Below are 15,452 nucleotides of genomic sequence, written 5' to 3' on the forward strand. Positions count from 1 at the left end.
GGTGACCATAGATTTTTTGACCCAGGTCACTTGAATCGCTTGCCACCGCATTGCCGGTCAGCTCACACTCGGAGCGTAACGACTCGTGACGCGACGTGTCCGGATCTTCTGCCTATTCGGCCGAGCACGTCCACTTGGGATTAGGGGGCTGACCTGATGGGGTTCGGTGGCTGGGGCAGGCGTCGCGTCGCTGCGGGTGGACGGCGGAGGTGGGACGCGGCGGCGGAGGTCGGCGCGGCAGTGCCGGTGGTAGAGGTGCTTTCGCTGGCGGCCGAGGTGGAGAGTGTCGCGGTGGGGCGGGGATGGTTGCGGGACGTCCTTGAGCGGGAATTCGGCCAGGGACATCCCAAGGCGGACGATGCTCTGCAGGCACTTTCGGAGGTCCTCACCAATGCCGTCCTCTATGGGACGGGGCCGCATGTCCGGCTGACCTGCACGGTGGACGGTGATGGCGCGGAGGTCGCCGTCCACAACGACGGGCGAGCGGGCGGGGTGCGGCCGCAGAGGCAGAACGCGGCGGCGGACGCCGAAGGCGGGCGTGGCCTGGACCTCGTGGCGGCCTTCAGCGACCAGTGGGGGATCAAGCTGATGCCCCAGGACGAGGTCAAGGTGTGGTTCCGGGTGAGGTTCGCGTGAACGGGGACGCACACCGGACCCGCGCCAGGCACCGGGGAGCGTCCGACCGGTATGCGCTGGGCATGGTGCACGGCGCGCTGGTCGGGACCGGGATGGGCCTCATCCTGGTCGGTCTGGTGTTGGCGGCCTTCCTGCGATAGTCGTCCGGTCCCGGAGTCAGGCGGCCAGGACGGTTCCGAGGACGAGGACGGCCAGGCTGAGGAGGCCGATCGAGGCGCGCAGTACGCCGGCGCTGCGCGCTCCGCGGCGGACTCGGGCGGCCAAGGAGGCGTTGTCGGGATGGGCCAGGGAGTCGCGGCGGAGGCGGGTCATGCGGCGCGCCTGCAGGACGCCGAAGGCTAGGGCCGCGACCAGCGCGGCGGTCAGCACGGCCGTCGCGGTGAGCGTGCCGTCCCAAGGGTGGTCGGCGACCAGGGCCGCGCCGGTGCCGATGGCCAGGACCAGCGCGGCGGTCCCGACGATCCCGTACAACCGGCCGAGGGCGCGGAAGAACGCGACGCGGTCCGCGGGGCCGAGCGTCCGGACGGTGACCCGGGCGACCACGCCGATCGCCACGAACCCGCCGAACCACACGGACGTGGCGATGAGAAGAACGCAGGCGAGCGCGACCTCGACCCCATGAGACATGCTGCACCCACTCGACTCCGGCGGTGGGACGGTCCCGTCCGCGTCCGCTGATCCACTCGACTCTTTTTTACAAGGTGAATTGTGTAAATACAAGGCGGTGTGGTGTGGGCTGCCGCACTCGGTCGACGTGTGGTCAGGGCGTGCGGCCTACGGCGCAGAAGGCGTCTACTTCGGGTTCGTCGCTTTGCGGGGATGGGCGCCAGCGGGAGCAGGAGACCACGCCTGGGGCCTCTATTTCCAGGCCGTCGAAGTAGGCGGCTATCTCGTCGGGGGTGCGCAGGGTGACGGTCGGCCTGCCGCCGGACTCGTTCCACTTGCGGGCGCTCTGCTCCGACCGTTCGCCGTGGACGACGCTGGTCGGGTGGTTGATGACCAGGCGGCTTCCGGACGGCATGTCCGACATGATCCGGCGGACGATCGCATGGGACGCGTCCACGCCCTCGATGTGGTGCAGGATCCCGACCAGCATGACGGCGATCGGGCGGGTGAAGTCCAGCAGGTTCCGGGCCTCCGCGAGGATCTTGTCCGGTTCGTAGAGGTCGGCGTCGATGTAGTGGCATTCGCCTTCGGGGCTGCTGGTCAGCAGGGCGCGGGCGTGGGTGAGCACCAGCGGGTCGTGGTCGACGTAGACGATGCGGCATTCGGGAGCGATGCGCTGTGCGACCTGGTGCGTGTTCTCCGCGGTGGGGAGGCCGGTGCCGATGTCGAGGAACTGCCGGACGCCGTCTGCGACGAGGAACTGGACGGCGCGTCCGAGGAACGCCCGGTCGGCGCGGGCCTGATCCACCATGTCGGGTTTGACGCTGATGGAGTGCTCGGCGGCCCGCCGGTCGGCCTCGAAGTGGTCCTTGCCGCCCAGCAGATAGTTCCAGACCCGGGCGGAATGGGGGATGTGCGACTTGAGCGCGTCCTCGTCCAGCTCGGCCATGGGACGGCCCCTCTCGCTCGCCGACGGTGAACGAAATTCTAGAGCGAGGGGCCCGGCCCGGCACGGGTTATCGCGATTCCGGGCGGCGGGGCCCGCGTCCCCGGAGTGCGCGGGCCCCGCCGTCGGGTCAGCCGGTGACGGGAAGGTCTCCGGTCACCGGGGTCGGGGCGGGGGCCTCGGTCGGCGGGGTGTCCGGCTTGGACGGCGTGCCCGGCTTCGCCGGCTGTCCGGGCTCGCCCGGCGTCCCGGGCTGCCCCGGCTCGCCGCCGTTGTCCCCGGCCTTCCCGCAGGTGACGGACGCGATGCTGAGCGTCTGGGTCTTGCCGGCGAGCGTCGCGACGACCTCGATGGCGGTGATGGTGAGGCTGCCGTCCTTGTCCTTGACGTGCTTGTTCAGCGTGACCGTGGCGGTCCCGAGGCCCTTCAGGTCGGCGTTGATCGCCGTGTTGGGGGTGGCGCCGAGCTTCAGCGTCCGGCCGTTCAGCGTGGCCTTCGTCAGGTGGGAGACGCCGTTGCCGTTCTCGCACTTCGCGGTGACGGCGTGCGCGGAGAGGCCGAGCTTGGCCACCTTCAGGTCGGCGACGGACGCCCGGCCGTGGCCGGACCAGGCGGCGGCGTTCAGCAGCCCCGCCTCCACGAGGGGGTTGGCGGGCAACTCGGCGGCGCTCTTGCGGACGGGCCGCTGCGACGACGACGCCACCGACGGGGTCGCCGGGATCGCGACCGGGCCGGACGCGGAGATCGCGAAGGCCGAGCCGGTGCCGCCGCTCGTCGCCGACGCGGCGGGGGCCGCCGCGAACGGCAGGGCGAGGGCGCCGGCGGCCGCCGCGCACTTGGTGAGGGTCGACAAACGCACTGTTGCTCCTTGGGGGTTCGTGATGGGGAGGGGGGTCGTCAGTCCGTGATCAGGACGGACGAGCCGAGCGGGACCTTGGCGAGCTGCTTCAGCGCGTCCGCGGGGACGCGCACGCAGCCGTGGGTGACGGCCTTGCCGAAGACGGAGTTCGACGGCCAGCCGTGGAACGCGACCGTGCCGGGACCGCCGCCGAAGGTGTCGAGCGTCGCGGAGTGCGCGCCGACCGGCAGGATCAGCGGGCTGTACGTCGGTTTCGCGGGGGCGAGCGAGGCGAGCAGGAACGTCCGGCCGGTGGGGGTCGGGGTCTTCGGCGCGCCGACGGCCACGGTCCAGGTGCCGACCTTGCGGCCCGCCTTGTAGAGCGCCAGCCTGCGGTCGCCGAGGTCGACCTTGACGACCTGGCTGCTGCGGGCGGTCTGGAGGCCGGTCTCGGGGATCCAGCCGGTCACGCCGTTGGGGCGGCTCGGGAGCAGCACCCGGCGCCAGCCGGGCCGCGACTCCACCACGGGCACCCAGGTGGGGCCCTTGAGCTGGGTGCTCGGCAGCTCGGCGACGGCGGGCGCGCCCGGCTTGGCGGAGACCGGGGTCGCGGCGGCGGGGTGGACGACCGTCCCGCCGCCCGCGGTGGGGGCGGCGGTGTCCCGCGGCAGGTCGTCGAGGGTCGTGTAGGTGGTCGCCTGCGGCAGCTCGGTCGTCCCGCCGGCCGGGGACGCGCCTGCGGTGGCGGGTTGCCCGCCTCCGCCGCATCCGGCCACGAGCAGGGCCGTCACCAGCAGGGCCGTCACCGGCAGGACGGCGCGCGGCCTCGGCAGGACTCCATCCGGCCTCGGCAGGACGGCGCGCGGTGGTGCATCGCTCACGAAGACTCCCAATGATCCCGCCGGAGGGACTCCGGCTCGCCTCTGTGACCACTGATTACGCACGGGACGGGCCGGGGGTTGCACGCCGTATGGACCGAGTTGCAGGCTGTTGTCCGCACCCCGCCCTGGACCACCGGCGCCGCCGGTGGAACAATCCGGGATTGACAAGTGTTTGAACCCTCAACTAACCTTCGACAAGGTCGTTGAAGTTTCAAGCGTCTACCAGAGGGAGTCACCCATGAGCATCGCCGCCGTCGCCCCCGAGCTGACCGCCGGGACCTGGAACATCGACCCCGGGCACTCCGAGGTCACCTTCGTGATCCGCCACCTGATGACCAAGGTGCGCGGCACGTTCACCGAATTCACCGGGTCCGTGCAGATCGCCGAGGAGCTGGCGCAGTCCACCGCGACGGCCGAGATCAAGGTCGCCTCGATCGACACCCGCAACCCCGACCGGGACGCCCACGTGCGCACCTCCGACGTCCTGGACGTCGAGAAGTTCCCGACCATGACCTTCGCGACCAAGGGCGTGCGCGCCGAGGACGGCGAGTACCTCCTGGACGGCGAGCTGACGATCAAGGACGTGACCCGTCCGATCACCCTCACGGTCGAGTACAACGGCGTCGGCGAGGACCCCTGGGGCGGGACGCGCGCGGGCTTCTCCGCCGCCGCCACGATCAACCGCAAGGACTGGGGCGTCGAGTTCAACATCCCGCTGAAGGGCGAGAAGGCCTTGCTCAGCGACAAGGTCGAGATCCAGCTTGAGGTCCAGGCCGTCCGCGCCTGACCGGCTGAGCGGCCGCTCCCGCAGCCGCACCGCGTAAATTCTTGGTCAAGAGGGGCCGTCCGGTTTCGGGCGGCCCCTCTCGCGTCCCGGTGGCGGGAGGGGCGGCGGGACGAGCGGCAGCCGCAGCACGAAGCGGGCACCGGACGGGTGGTCCTCGACCCGGAGCGTCCCGTTGTGCGCCCGCGCGACCTCGCGGGCGATCGCGAGGCCGAGGCCGGTGCCGCCCGCGTCCCGGCTGCGGGCGGTGTCGAGGCGGGTGAAGCGCTCGAAGACGCGCTCCCGGTCGGCGGGCGCGATGCCGGGGCCGTCGTCGGTGACGCTGAGCAGCGCCAGGCCGTCCTCCCGCGCCACCTCCACCGCGATGGACGCGTCGGCGTAGCGCTCGGCGTTGTCCAGCAGGTTGCCGAGCAGCCGGACGAGCTGCATGCGCACGCCGCGGACGACCACCCCGCTCGGCAGCCCCGTGACGATCTCCAGCGGGGACGTGCGGCGGCCGATCTCGGCGTCGGCCAGCGCGGACAGGTCGATCGGCTCCTGGATCGCCGTCCCGCCGGTGCCGATGCGGGCGAGCAGCAGCAGGTCGGTGACGATCGACTCCAGCCGGTCGGTGTCGTGCAGCGCCGACCGGACGACCTCCCGCAGGTCGTTGTCCTCGGGATGCGTCGCGGCGTCCTCGAGGTTGGCGCGCAGCCCGGTGAGGGGGCTGCGCAGCTCGTGCGAGGCGTCGGAGGCGAACTGCCGCTGCCGCCCGACCGCGCGCTCCAGCCGGTCCAGCGTCGCGTTCGCGGTGCGGGCGAGCTGCGCGATCTCGTCCTCGCCCGGCGGCTGCGGCACCCGGCGGCTCAGGTCGGTGGCGCTGATCTCGGCGAGCTGCGCGCGGATCGCCTCGACCGGGCCGAGGGTGCGGCCGACGACCCGCCAGGTGATCCACGCCGCGGTCCCGGCGAGCAGCAGCACGCCGGCCGCGAGCATCGCCTCCAGCAGCCCGGTCACGAGGTAGGACGGCAGCCGCTCGGACGCGTACACGACGACGGAGCCGGGCGCGGTGCTGACCCGGACCGCCTCGATCACGTAGCAGTCGCGGCCCGGCCAGCCGCCGTGGCACTCGACGTAGTCGCGGACGCGCAGGTTGCTCGACGGCCAGAGTCTGCTCACCGGCGGACGGCCCGCAACCGCGGGTGTGGCGTTGCGCACCCGGCCGCCGGGCTCGACCACCTGGACGCGGAGGCGCCCGTCGGTGAGGTCGGGGATCGGGCCCCGCAGCGACCCGTCGCGGACGCTTCCGCTCACCCGCCGGGCCTCCACCTGGGTCTGCCGGAGCAGATCGGCCTTGACCGCGCCGCGCACGGCGACGTCGACGCCGGCCGCCGTGATCCCGAAGACGAGCGCGGCGATCACGGCGGCCACGAGCGTGTCCCTCGCCCGGATGGACCGGGGGCGCATGCGCATGCTTCCTCCCGGTGCCACACGTTATCGACGGCTCACAAATGGGGAGCCCGAAAACGGGTGCCGGGTTTTCACCTTCGCTCACCGGGACATCCCGTTTTATGACGGTTCCTCCGAAGCACAGGGACGGACACATGGGCAGGGACGTGGCTTCGGTCACCATCAGCGGCGAGGACCGGCGGCGGTATCGCGACAAGGTACGCAGGTGCCTCGACGTGCTGGCCCGCATGCTGGGCGAATCCCAGTTCGACTTCGAGCGCCCCCATATCGGCCTGGAGATCGAGCTCAACCTGATCGACGCGATCGGCGATCCGCTGATGCGCAACGCGGACGTCCTGAAGGCGATCGCCGACCCGGCCTGGGCGACGGAGCTCGGCCAGTTCAACCTGGAGATCAACATCCCGCCCCGCGAACTGGGCGGGGAGGGTACCGGCGAGCTGGAGGCCGAGGTCCGCGACCACCTCCAGCACGCCGATGGCCGCGCCAACGAGGTCGGCGGCGGGCTCGTCATGATCGGCATCCTGCCGACGCTGCGGCGCTCCGACATCGGCGAGGAGACCCTCTCCTCCAACGCCCGCTACAAGATGCTGAACGACCAGATCTTCGCGGCGCGCGGCGAGGAGATGCGCATCGACATCCCCGGGCACGAGCCGCTCCGCATGCACGCCGACACGATCATCCCCGAGGCCGCCTGCACCAGTGTCCAGTTCCACCTCCAGGTCAGCCCCGACCAGTTCGGCGCCTACTGGAACGCCGCCCAGGCCATCGCCGGCGCCCAGGTCGCGATGGGCGCGAACTCGCCGTTCCTGTTCGGGCACCGGCTCTGGCACGAGACCCGGATCACGCTGTTCGAGCAGGCCACCGACACCCGTCCGGACGAGCTGAAGACCCAGGGCGTCCGGCCCCGGGTCTGGTTCGGCGAACGGTGGATCACGTCCGTCTTCGACCTGTTCGAGGAGAACACCCGCTACTTCCCGTCGCTGCTGCCGCTCTGCGACGACGAGGAGCCCCGCGACGTCCTGGACGAAGGCGGCATCCCCGAACTCGGCGAACTCACCCTCCACAACGGGACGATCTACCGCTGGAACCGTCCCATCTACGCCGTCGTGAAGGGCCGTCCCCACCTGCGCGTCGAGAACCGCGTCCTGCCCGCCGGGCCGACCGTCGCCGACGTCGTCGCCAACGGCGCCTTCTACTACGGCGTCGTCCGGATGCTCGCCGAGGCCGACCGCCCCGTCTGGACCCGCATGTCCTTCGCCACCGCCGAGGAGAACCTCCACCGCGCCGCCCGCGACGGCCTCGACGCGACCCAGTACTGGCCCGGCATGGGCGAGGTCCCGGCCGCCGAACTCGTCCTCCGCAAACTGCTGCCGCTCGCCTACGAGGGCCTCGACCGCTGGGGCGTCGACCCGGCCCGCCGCGACCGCCTCCTCGGCATCATCGAACGCCGCTGCGTCACCGGCCAGACCGGCGCCGCCTGGCAGATCGCCACCGTCGACGCCATCGAGGAGTCCTACGGCACCCCGCGCCACGACGCCCTCCGCATGATGGTCCGCTCCTACGCGGAGCACCAGCGCGCCAACACCCCCGTCCATCTGTGGCCCATCGGGCCTTAACCCCCGGGGGAGAAGGGCGATCTTCACGAGTCCTGCACATTTCAACCTCGTTGTGCGCATAGCGGACTCCTAAAGTCTGGGACGTGACTGGGAACGAGACTCGGGTCCTGGTCGTCGAGGACGAGCCGACGATCGCACGGGCCGTGGCGGACCGGCTGGAGGCCGAAGGGTTCGCCGTCGAGGTGGCCGGGGACGGGCCGTCCGCCGTGGAGCGTGCGCGTGCCTTCGAGCCGCACCTCATCGTGCTGGACGTGATGCTGCCCGGGTTCGACGGGCTGGAAGTGTGCCGACGCGTCCAGGCGGAGCGTCCCGTGCCCGTGCTGATGCTGACGGCGCGGGACGACGAGACCGACCTGCTGGTGGGGCTCGGTGTCGGCGCCGACGACTACGTGACCAAGCCGTTCAGCATGCGCGAGCTGGTCGCGCGCATCCGGGCGGTGCTGCGGCGCGTCGAGCGGCCCGCACTGGACGCGGCACACGACGCGGCGGGCGGCGCTGCGGGCGGCTCGGCGGTCCGGGTCGGCGAGTTGGAGGTCGACGAGCGGGCCCGGCGCGTCCGCCGGGACGGACGCGAGGTCCACCTGACCCCGACCGAGTTCGACCTGCTGACCTGCCTGCTGCGGAACCGGGGGGCGGTGCTCACCCGCGCCGTCCTGCTGGAGCAGGTGTGGGACTGGGCGGACGCCTCCGGAACCCGTGTCGTGGACAGCCACGTGAAGGCGTTGCGCAGGAAACTCGGACAGGGGCTGATCCGGACGGTCCACGGGGTGGGTTACAGCCTGGAGGTCGTGTCGTGACCACAGTTATCCACAGGTTGTGGACAAGGCTGCCCCGGCCGCTCGACCCGCTACGGTCGATCAAGGTGAAGTTCGGCGTGGTGGTCGTCGTGACCGCGTGCGTCGCCGTCCTGATCGTCCTGTGGGGCTATCCGATGGGGTTCCGGGCGCGGCAGACGATGCCGGTCGGCGTGCTGATCTCGGTGGTCGTGATACAGCTGCTCGCGCACGGGATGACCGCGCCGCTGCGGGAGATGACGGCGGCGGCGCGGGCCATGGCGCGCGGCGACTACAGCCGCCGGGTGCGGGCCACGTCGCGGGACGAGGTCGGCGAGCTGGCGCAGGCGTTCAACCGGATGGCCGCCGACCTCGCCGAGGTCGAGCGGCAGCGCCGCGAGTTCGTCGCCAACGTGTCGCACGAGCTGCGCACGCCGATCAGCGCGCTGCGGGCCGTCCTGGAGAACGTCGCGGACGGGGTCACGCCCGCGACGCCGGACGTCCTTGAAACGGCGCTCGACCAGACCGAGCGGCTCGGGCGGCTCGTCACCCAGCTCCTCGACCTGTCGCGGGTCGAGGCCGGGGCGTCGGTGCTGAACCGGTCCGACATCGACGTCGCCGAGTTCGTGGACGACGTCACGTCCGAGGCCCGCGCCAGCCACCCGGAGGCCGTGTTCGAAACCGATGTCACGCTCGGCCTGCACGCCGTCGCCGACCGCGACCGGCTGCACCAGATCGTCGCGAACCTGCTCGACAACGCGGCGCGGCACGGGCCGGACGGCCGTCCCGTCACCGTCACCGCGCGTCCCGTGAACCAGCCGGGCGGCCTGGTCATCGAAGTGACCGATGAGGGACCCGGCATTCCACCCGAAGAGCGCGCCCGCGTCTTCGAGCGCTTCTCCCGCGGCTCGGTGTCCGGTCCGGGGACGCCCGGCGGCGGCACCGGGCTCGGCCTCGCCATCGCGAGCTGGGCCACCGACCTGCACGGCGGCGACATCACCGTCCTGGACACCCCGATCGGCTGCCGCATCCGCGTCGTGATCCCCCCGAACATCGGAGAACCCGCATGACGACCCCACCCACGAACCCGCCCGAACCCGCCCCGCCGGGGGGCTGGGCCTCTCCGGCGGTGCGCGGGGCGGTGCCCTACGGGGCCCGGGCCGGGTACGGGCCTCCGCCGCCGCAGTTCGTCTACCAGCCGACGAAGTTCGAGAAGGCGCTGAAGGCGTGGAAGCGGCCCGCGCGGCCCATGTCGCCGGCGCTCGTGGCCGGTGTGCTGGTCGCCGGGGTGATCGGGGCCGTCGCGGTCGGGCCGCAGTTCCGGGAGGGGCTGCTCGGGGTCGGTGTCGTGATCGCCGCCGTGGCCGTCGCGTACGTGGCGGCGGCGTCGGCGTGGTCGGCGGGACGGCTCGTCCGGCCCTCCGCCGGGAAGCGGGACGCCGCCAAAGAGCAGGACGCCGCCGGGAAGCGGGACGCCGCCAAAGAGCAGGACGCCGCCGGGAAGCGGGACGCCGCCAAAGAGCAGGACGCCGCCGGGAAGCGGCCCGCCGTCAAAGAGCGGGAGGCCGCCAAGAGGCGGACGGGGCGGGTCAACCGGACCGCGGTCTTGTTCGGGGTGCTCACCGTGGGGCTGTCGGCGATCGCCGCGTTCCGGGAGGCGGAGTGGGTCGTCGTCCCGGCGCTGCTGCTGGCCGTCGCGCTCGGCTCGTACGCGGCGTCCGGTGGACGGTCGTGGCCGGAGGTCCTGTTCGGCGGGCTCGCGGTCGTGCCGGCGGCGGGCGCCATGCTGCCGTGGGCGGGGCGCGGCGCGTACGGGGCGGTGACGTCCGAGAAGAGCAACTGGTGGCCGGCGATCCGGACGGCCCTGATCGCGGGCGGGCTGCTCGCGGTGTTCGGCGCGCTGTTCGTCGGGGCGGACGCGGCGTTCGGCAGCATCGCCGCCGGGCTCGTCCCCGAGGTGTCGGCGCTGTCGGTGTTCGTGTACGGGTTCACAGGCGCCGCGACGCTGGTGCTGGCGTCCGCCGCCGCGTACCTCGGGCAGGCGCCGCCGCCGCTCCGCATGCTGGCCCCGGAGCCCGGCAGGCCCGCCGGACGCTGGTCGTGGGCGGTGCCGATCGCGGCGCTCGACCTGCTCTTCCTGGTGTTCTGCGCGATCCAGGCCGGGGTGTTCCTGGCCGACGACAAGGACGAACTGCTGCGCTCGACCGGGCTGACGTACGCCGAGTACGCGCGGCAGGGGTTCTTCCAGCTCGTCGTCGTGACCGTGCTGGTGCTGCTGGTCGTCGCGGTCGCCAAGCGGTACGCGCCGTCCGGGAACGGGGGCGACCGTGCGACCGTCCGCGTGCTGCTGGGGCTGCTGTGCGCGCTGACGCTCGTCGTCGTCGCGGTCGCGCTGCGGCGCCTCTACCTGTACGAGCAGACGTTCGGCTGGACGAGGCTGCGCCTGTGGGTACACGCGTTCGAGCTGTGGCTCGGCCTCGTCGTGGTCCTCGTCGCCGTCGCCGGGGTGGTCAAGGGGCGCGTCCCGTGGCTGCCGCGCGCGGTCGCGGCGAGCGGCGCGGCCGCGATGATCGCGCTGGCGCTGCTCAACCCGGACGGGTTCATCGCCGAGCACAACGTCGCCCGGTACAAGGACACCGGCAAGATCGACGTCCCGTACCTGCGGGGCCTGTCCGCCGACGCCGTGCCCGCCCTGGACCGGCTCCCCGAGCCGATGCGGACGTGCGCGCTGCGCCAGATCGCCTTCAAGCTGACGGAGAACGAGCCGGCGATGAGCGCCAACCTCGCGCGGGCTCGCGCGCGGAAGGCCCTTGAGCGGCGGCCCATCGCCGAGTCGGCGGACTGCTTCAGCCTGTCTCGTCCATGATGAGCAGCGCGTAGGCGGCGATGGTCGAGTCGTCGGTGATGCGGCCCTCCCGGATCAGCGCCTTGAACTCGTCGCGGGAGAACCACTGATCCCGCATGTCCTGCTCCTCGTGCTCCCGGTCGACCTCACCGACCTCCAGGTCGGACGCGACGAAGATGTTGAAGCCCTGCCCGCTCGTCCCGTGCGCGCAGTTCAGGCGGCCGAGATGCGTCAGCGTCCCGGCGTGCAGGCCCGTCTCCTCGGCGAGTTCGAGACGGGCCAGCTCTTCGGGGTCGGCTTCCTGGCGGCCGGGCAGCGAGCCCTGCGGGAAGCTCCAGGTGCGCCTGCCGATCGGGTACCGGTACTCCTCGACGAGATGGAACCCGTCGCCCTCCAGCGGGACGACCAGCACGAAATCGGGTTTGTCGACGACGCCGTAGATGCCGCGCGAGCCGTCCAGCCGCTCGACCTCGTCCTCCCGGACGACCATCCACGGGTTCTCGTAGACGATCCGCGTGCCGACCTGGCGGACGGCGGGCTCCTCGGTCATGTCAGGCTCACGCTCCCTGCCCCTGGGGTCGAACTGCTCTTCCGGTCGGCCGGAAGACATCCTGCCGCACCGTCCGGCTCGCCGGGCGGTGCGGCCCGCGCGCGGGGTCAGGTGCGGCGGATGCTGACGACCTCGCCGGAGTCGCCGACCGCCTCCCGGGCCGGCGGGATGATCCGCTCGCCCGCGTTGTCGGCCAGCAGCGCGCGGGCGCGCAGCACGATCTCCAGGTCGAAGCGCAGGTCCGGGTCGAGCAACTGGTCGCCGAACAGCTCCTCCAGCTGGCGCAGCCGGTACCGGACGGTCTGCGGGTGGACGTGCAGCCGCATCGCGACCTCGTTGGCGTTGCGTCCCGACTGGAGCCAGGCCAGCAGCGTCTCGGCGAGCCGGTCCTGCTGGCTCGGCCGCAGGTGCGCGAGCGGGGCCAGGCGCAGGTCGGCGAGGGAGGTGATGAGCCCCTCGTCCTGGAAGAGGATCAGCGTGGACATGTGCTCCACGCTGCGGATCACCCCGCTGTCCGCCTCGATCACGCCGCGCTGGACGAGCGACAGCGTCTTGCGCGCCCACTGGATGGACCGCGCCGCCTCCATCAGCGGGACGGTCGGGCCGACGACGGCGAGGGTGCCCGCCAGGGCCCGGTCGACGAGCTTGGCGCGGCCGGGGCCGTCCGGGTCGGGGATGATCAGGCTGGGGGTGCGGCGGGTCAGGTCGGCGAGCACGTCCGGCGGGAACGCGGGCTGCCTGGCGTCCTGGTGCCGGCCGAGCGCGACCGCGGCGATCGTCCGCGGGATGGGCCAGTGCGCGGCGGCGGCGAGGTCGGCGATGGCCTCCTGCGCGGCGGGCGGGTCGGCGAACAGCAGGTCCAGCAGGCGCTTGCGGCGGCGCTGCATCTCGCCCGCGACGGCGGCCTTCGCCTGCGAGAACCCTTCGGCGGCGGCGTGCGCCAGGTCGTCCTGGAACTCCATCAGGACCTCGCCGACGGCGCCGAGCGTGCGCGGCGACACCTGGAGCACCTCGGCGCCCTCGGTCATCCGGCGCCACGCGACCATGCCGCCGACCCGCATCGCGGTCTGCATCGCGTCGAGGCTGCGGCCCTCGCCGGCCTCGCCGCGGCCGATGGCGCGGAAGAAGTCGGTCACCGGGGCGGGATCGTGCGCCGGGTCGGCGACCCGGTCGACGAAGTAGTGGAGGACGCGCTCGACGGCGAGGCGCAGGGTCCCCGAATAGGAGCCGTCTCCGGGCCGGTCGTACTCCCTGACGCGCGTCTGGATCTCCTGGATCATGTCGTCCGCCACCTCGTCGAGGTGTGGCCGCATGTGATCTGCCAGTTCCCTCGGCAGATCCACCCACGGGCGCCCGGTGGTGGTCGAACCCTCGTTCGCCACGGAACCTCCCCTGTTCGTCCCCCAGCGTTGCGCGCCGTACACAAGGGGTAATTACTTACTTATGGGACCTGTGTGAGGCAAATCATGACCCGTGGCGACCCTGGGCGCAAAGTCTAGGTCGACTTTCGACCAGCTTCGGCCGGGTCGATGGCAAGAACACCTCACCTCCGGGAACTTCCGCCGGACGTCACGGAGCGTCCGAAATGACTCACCGAACGCCGCCGTCACCGAACGCCACCGCGCGAACACCGTTGTCGGAGGCGCCGCAGAAAGCGTCCTGTATCAGGCATAGCAGGAAGAGGTCGGGAGCGTCTGAAGGGGGACAGCAATTCGGAGGTGACGATGGATGCCGCGGAAGAGCGACATTTCCGTGAGTTCGTGGAGACGAGGTCGGCCGCGCTGATGCGCCTGGCGTACCTGCTCGCCGGAGGCGACCAGCACGCGGCCGAGGACCTGCTGCAGGCCGCGCTCGCCAAGGCGGCCAAGCACTGGCCGGGCATCGACGACCCCGAGCCGTACGTCCGGCGCACCCTGTACCGCCAGCAGGTCAGCACCTGGCGGCGGACGCGGCGGCGGCTCGAGACGCGGGTCGCCGCGCCGCCCGAGAAGGCCGCGCACGACGCCACGGCGGCGGTCGACCTCAAGCTGACCGTGCGCGGGGCCCTGGCCCGCCTCACGTCCCGGCAGCGGGCGGTGCTGGTGCTGCGGTTCTTCGAGGACCTGCCCGAGGCGGAGGTCGCCCGGATCCTCGGCTGCGGCGTCGGCACGGTGCGCAGCACGACGCACCGCTCCCTCGCGCGGCTGCGCGAGCTGGCCCCCGAGCTGGCCCCCCAGCCGGCCCCCGAACCGGCCCCCGAACCGAACGACCGGAAGCCCGAGGAGGCTCGGCAATGAAGCCCGAAACGATCGTCAAGAGCACGCTGGACGAGTGGGCCGAGGAGGCGCGGGTCCCGGCCGGCCTCGCCGACCGCGCGCTGCGCGGACGCACCCGGCGCCGCTCATTCAAGATCGCGCTGGTCGGCGGGACGAGCGCGCTCCTGGCCGGGGCGACCGCCGTGGCGCTGTTCGCCTCCGGCGGCACGGCGCGGCCGGAGGTCGCGTTCGAACCCGTGTCCCTGTCGTCGGAGACGACGCTGCGTACAGACCTGGGCAGCGCGTTCCCCCGCCACCTCGTCGCGGCCGGGCACATGGCCGTGGCCGCCTACTACACGAGCAACACCCCGATGGGCGCCGACATGGGCACCGACGTGGGCACCGTCCGCCGCACCTGGCACCTCTACAACCCGTCGGCGGGCAAGTACGAGAAGACGGATTGGGCCTACCTCAGCGTCGCACCCGGCATGCAGCGCGCGGCCGTCCTGCGGGGGCCGCTCCCCACGTCCAAGGTCGGGGTGCTGGACATGAAGACGCAGGAGGTCACGCGCTGGATCAAGGTCGGCAAGCCCGTCGGCGGACTCGCCTGGTCGCCGGACGGCCGCCGGCTGCTGCTGACGTCCTACGCCTCGAATCCCGACGCGCCGGACGGGGCGGAACAGCCGCCGAGGACGGGGTACTACATCGTCGACAGCACGGCCGAACCCGGCGCGTTCCACGCCCTGCCGGGGTCGTCCGACAACGGGAACAGCCGGCAGGACCTCGGCTGGAGCCGCGACGGGAAGCTGATCTGGGCGCCGACCGCCACCCTCCCGACCAAGATCTTCTACGACCTCGACGGCCGGCGGCGGCCCGCGCCCCCGTACGAAGCCGGGGACCAGGAAGAGGCCGGCCTGTCCCCGGACGGCACCCTGCTGCCGGAGTTCGGGCCGATTCCCGGCCCCGCCGTCACCGTCACCAATGTGGACAGCGGACGGAAGGCCGCGGTCCTCCCGATCCAGCAGGCCCTGGCATGGGCCGACAACGGCAGGCTGTTCGCCATGGGCTGCGACGTGAAGAAGTGCGAGGGCAAGGGCGAGTTCCGCAACCGGCTCCTGCTCGTCACCCTGAAGGGAAAGATCACCCCCCTCACCGGCTACCAGCGCTCCGACCGGGCCGGCTCCTGGACCCCGCTCTTCACCCACCGCTAACCGCCCCCGGATCCGTTGACCTGCGGCGGGGGGGTTTTTTTTTTTGGCGCCCTAAAAAAAAAAACCCCCCACACAACAGCGGT

At 72.1% G+C, this 15,452-nt stretch carries 16 protein-coding genes; 9 read left to right on the forward strand and 7 right to left on the reverse strand.

The genetic code is table 11. The annotated features are described in order from the left end of the window. Nucleotides 1–255: 255 nt before the first annotated feature. Nucleotides 256–636, forward strand: coding sequence for an ATP-binding protein (locus ABZ806_RS39075; protein ID WP_500223534.1), 381 nt, complete (start codon nt 256–258; stop codon nt 634–636). Further along, nucleotides 633–776, forward strand: a complete 144-nt coding sequence (locus ABZ806_RS39080) for a hypothetical protein (protein ID WP_500223536.1) — start codon at nt 633–635, stop codon at nt 774–776. The genes ABZ806_RS39075 and ABZ806_RS39080 overlap by 4 nt, the downstream gene beginning before the upstream one ends. Before the next feature lie 16 nt (nt 777–792). Here ABZ806_RS39080 and ABZ806_RS39085 read toward each other — a convergent pair whose 3' ends face one another. The 4 genes from ABZ806_RS39085 to ABZ806_RS39100 all read right to left on the reverse strand — a co-directional run bounded on the left by ABZ806_RS39085 (nt 793) and on the right by ABZ806_RS39100 (nt 3,907). Further along, complete coding sequence (locus ABZ806_RS39085; RefSeq protein WP_500223538.1) at nt 793–1,263, reverse strand: hypothetical protein; 471 nt, start codon at nt 1,261–1,263, stop codon at nt 793–795. Between the two features lie 133 nt (nt 1,264–1,396). Beyond that, nucleotides 1,397–2,191: an SAM-dependent methyltransferase gene (locus tag ABZ806_RS39090; protein WP_500223539.1), complete on the reverse strand. Its 795-nt coding sequence runs from the start codon at nt 2,189–2,191 to the stop codon at nt 1,397–1,399. 127 nt (nt 2,192–2,318) lie between these two features. Continuing rightward, entirely contained in the window at nt 2,319–3,047 is a 729-nt protein-coding gene (locus ABZ806_RS39095; RefSeq protein ID WP_500223540.1) for a choice-of-anchor P family protein, read from the reverse strand. A 38-nt stretch (nt 3,048–3,085) separates the two neighbouring features. After that, complete coding sequence (locus tag ABZ806_RS39100; protein WP_500223541.1) at nt 3,086–3,907, reverse strand: L,D-transpeptidase; 822 nt, start codon at nt 3,905–3,907, stop codon at nt 3,086–3,088. A 238-nt stretch (nt 3,908–4,145) separates the two neighbouring features. On the opposite strand from ABZ806_RS39100, the gene ABZ806_RS39105 reads away from it, so the two are divergent. Further along, nucleotides 4,146–4,694 carry a YceI family protein gene (locus ABZ806_RS39105; protein ID WP_500223542.1) on the forward strand — a complete coding sequence of 183 codons (549 nt, stop codon included), beginning with the start codon at nt 4,146–4,148 and terminating at the stop codon, nt 4,692–4,694. A gap of 45 nt (nt 4,695–4,739) precedes the next feature. Here ABZ806_RS39105 and ABZ806_RS39110 read toward each other — a convergent pair whose 3' ends face one another. Continuing rightward, nucleotides 4,740–6,143, reverse strand: a complete 1,404-nt coding sequence (locus tag ABZ806_RS39110; protein WP_500223543.1) for a sensor histidine kinase — start codon at nt 6,141–6,143, stop codon at nt 4,740–4,742. Nucleotides 6,144–6,274: 131 nt separating this feature from the next. Between ABZ806_RS39110 and ABZ806_RS39115 the strand changes: the two genes are divergently transcribed. The 4 genes from ABZ806_RS39115 to ABZ806_RS39130 all read left to right on the forward strand — a co-directional run bounded on the left by ABZ806_RS39115 (nt 6,275) and on the right by ABZ806_RS39130 (nt 11,395). Continuing rightward, entirely contained in the window at nt 6,275–7,756 is a 1,482-nt protein-coding gene (locus ABZ806_RS39115) for a glutamate-cysteine ligase family protein (RefSeq protein ID WP_500223545.1), read from the forward strand. Nucleotides 7,757–7,839: 83 nt separating this feature from the next. After that, nucleotides 7,840–8,553 (forward strand): response regulator transcription factor, encoded by a 714-nt coding sequence (locus ABZ806_RS39120; protein WP_500223546.1) that lies wholly within the window; start codon nt 7,840–7,842, stop codon nt 8,551–8,553. Further along, nucleotides 8,550–9,599, forward strand: a complete 1,050-nt coding sequence (locus ABZ806_RS39125; RefSeq protein WP_500223547.1) for a HAMP domain-containing sensor histidine kinase — start codon at nt 8,550–8,552, stop codon at nt 9,597–9,599. The genes ABZ806_RS39120 and ABZ806_RS39125 overlap by 4 nt, the downstream gene beginning before the upstream one ends. Next, on the forward strand, nt 9,596–11,395 hold the full coding sequence (locus tag ABZ806_RS39130) for a DUF4153 domain-containing protein (RefSeq protein ID WP_500223549.1): 1,800 nt from the start codon (nt 9,596–9,598) through the stop codon (nt 11,393–11,395). Before ABZ806_RS39125 ends, ABZ806_RS39130 begins: the two co-directional genes overlap by 4 nt. Here ABZ806_RS39130 and ABZ806_RS39135 read toward each other — a convergent pair. Then, nucleotides 11,376–11,924: an NUDIX domain-containing protein gene (locus ABZ806_RS39135; RefSeq protein WP_500223551.1), complete on the reverse strand. Its 549-nt coding sequence runs from the start codon at nt 11,922–11,924 to the stop codon at nt 11,376–11,378. The two genes, ABZ806_RS39130 and ABZ806_RS39135, sit on opposite strands and share 20 nt — an antisense overlap. Before the next feature lie 107 nt (nt 11,925–12,031). Next, nucleotides 12,032–13,306, reverse strand: coding sequence for a PucR-like N-terminal domain-containing protein (locus ABZ806_RS39140; RefSeq protein WP_500223553.1), 1,275 nt, complete (start codon nt 13,304–13,306; stop codon nt 12,032–12,034). Between the two features lie 342 nt (nt 13,307–13,648). Here ABZ806_RS39140 and ABZ806_RS39145 point away from each other — a divergent pair, with 342 nt between their 5' ends. Together ABZ806_RS39145 and ABZ806_RS39150 are read left to right on the forward strand one after the other, a co-directional pair. Continuing rightward, nucleotides 13,649–14,200 carry a SigE family RNA polymerase sigma factor gene (locus tag ABZ806_RS39145; RefSeq protein WP_500223555.1) on the forward strand — a complete coding sequence of 184 codons (552 nt, stop codon included), beginning with the start codon at nt 13,649–13,651 and terminating at the stop codon, nt 14,198–14,200. Beyond that, complete coding sequence (locus tag ABZ806_RS39150; RefSeq protein WP_500223557.1) at nt 14,197–15,369, forward strand: YncE family protein; 1,173 nt, start codon at nt 14,197–14,199, stop codon at nt 15,367–15,369. The genes ABZ806_RS39145 and ABZ806_RS39150 overlap by 4 nt, the downstream gene beginning before the upstream one ends. The last annotated feature ends 83 nt before the right edge of the window (nt 15,370–15,452 follow it).

It is taken from the genome of Spirillospora sp. NPDC047418 (genome assembly GCF_040643275.1).
Lineage (GTDB): Bacteria > Actinomycetota > Actinomycetes > Streptosporangiales > Streptosporangiaceae > Spirillospora.

Excerpts from the sequence above, each read along its gene's own strand:
- ABZ806_RS39090 (WP_500223539.1), bottom strand. The coding sequence starts at position 2,191 with ATGGCCGAGCTGGACGAGGACGCGCTCAAGTCGCACATCCCCCATTCC.
- ABZ806_RS39145 (WP_500223555.1), top strand. The coding sequence starts at position 13,649 with ATGGATGCCGCGGAAGAGCGACATTTCCGTGAGTTCGTGGAGACGAGG.
- ABZ806_RS39150 (WP_500223557.1), top strand. The coding sequence starts at position 14,197 with ATGAAGCCCGAAACGATCGTCAAGAGCACGCTGGACGAGTGGGCCGAG.
- ABZ806_RS39115 (WP_500223545.1), top strand. The coding sequence starts at position 6,275 with ATGGGCAGGGACGTGGCTTCGGTCACCATCAGCGGCGAGGACCGGCGG.
- ABZ806_RS39110 (WP_500223543.1), bottom strand. The coding sequence starts at position 6,143 with ATGCGCATGCGCCCCCGGTCCATCCGGGCGAGGGACACGCTCGTGGCC.
- ABZ806_RS39105 (WP_500223542.1), top strand. The coding sequence starts at position 4,146 with ATGAGCATCGCCGCCGTCGCCCCCGAGCTGACCGCCGGGACCTGGAAC.
- ABZ806_RS39085 (WP_500223538.1), bottom strand. The coding sequence starts at position 1,263 with ATGTCTCATGGGGTCGAGGTCGCGCTCGCCTGCGTTCTTCTCATCGCC.
- ABZ806_RS39135 (WP_500223551.1), bottom strand. The coding sequence starts at position 11,924 with ATGACCGAGGAGCCCGCCGTCCGCCAGGTCGGCACGCGGATCGTCTAC.
- ABZ806_RS39130 (WP_500223549.1), top strand. The coding sequence starts at position 9,596 with ATGACGACCCCACCCACGAACCCGCCCGAACCCGCCCCGCCGGGGGGC.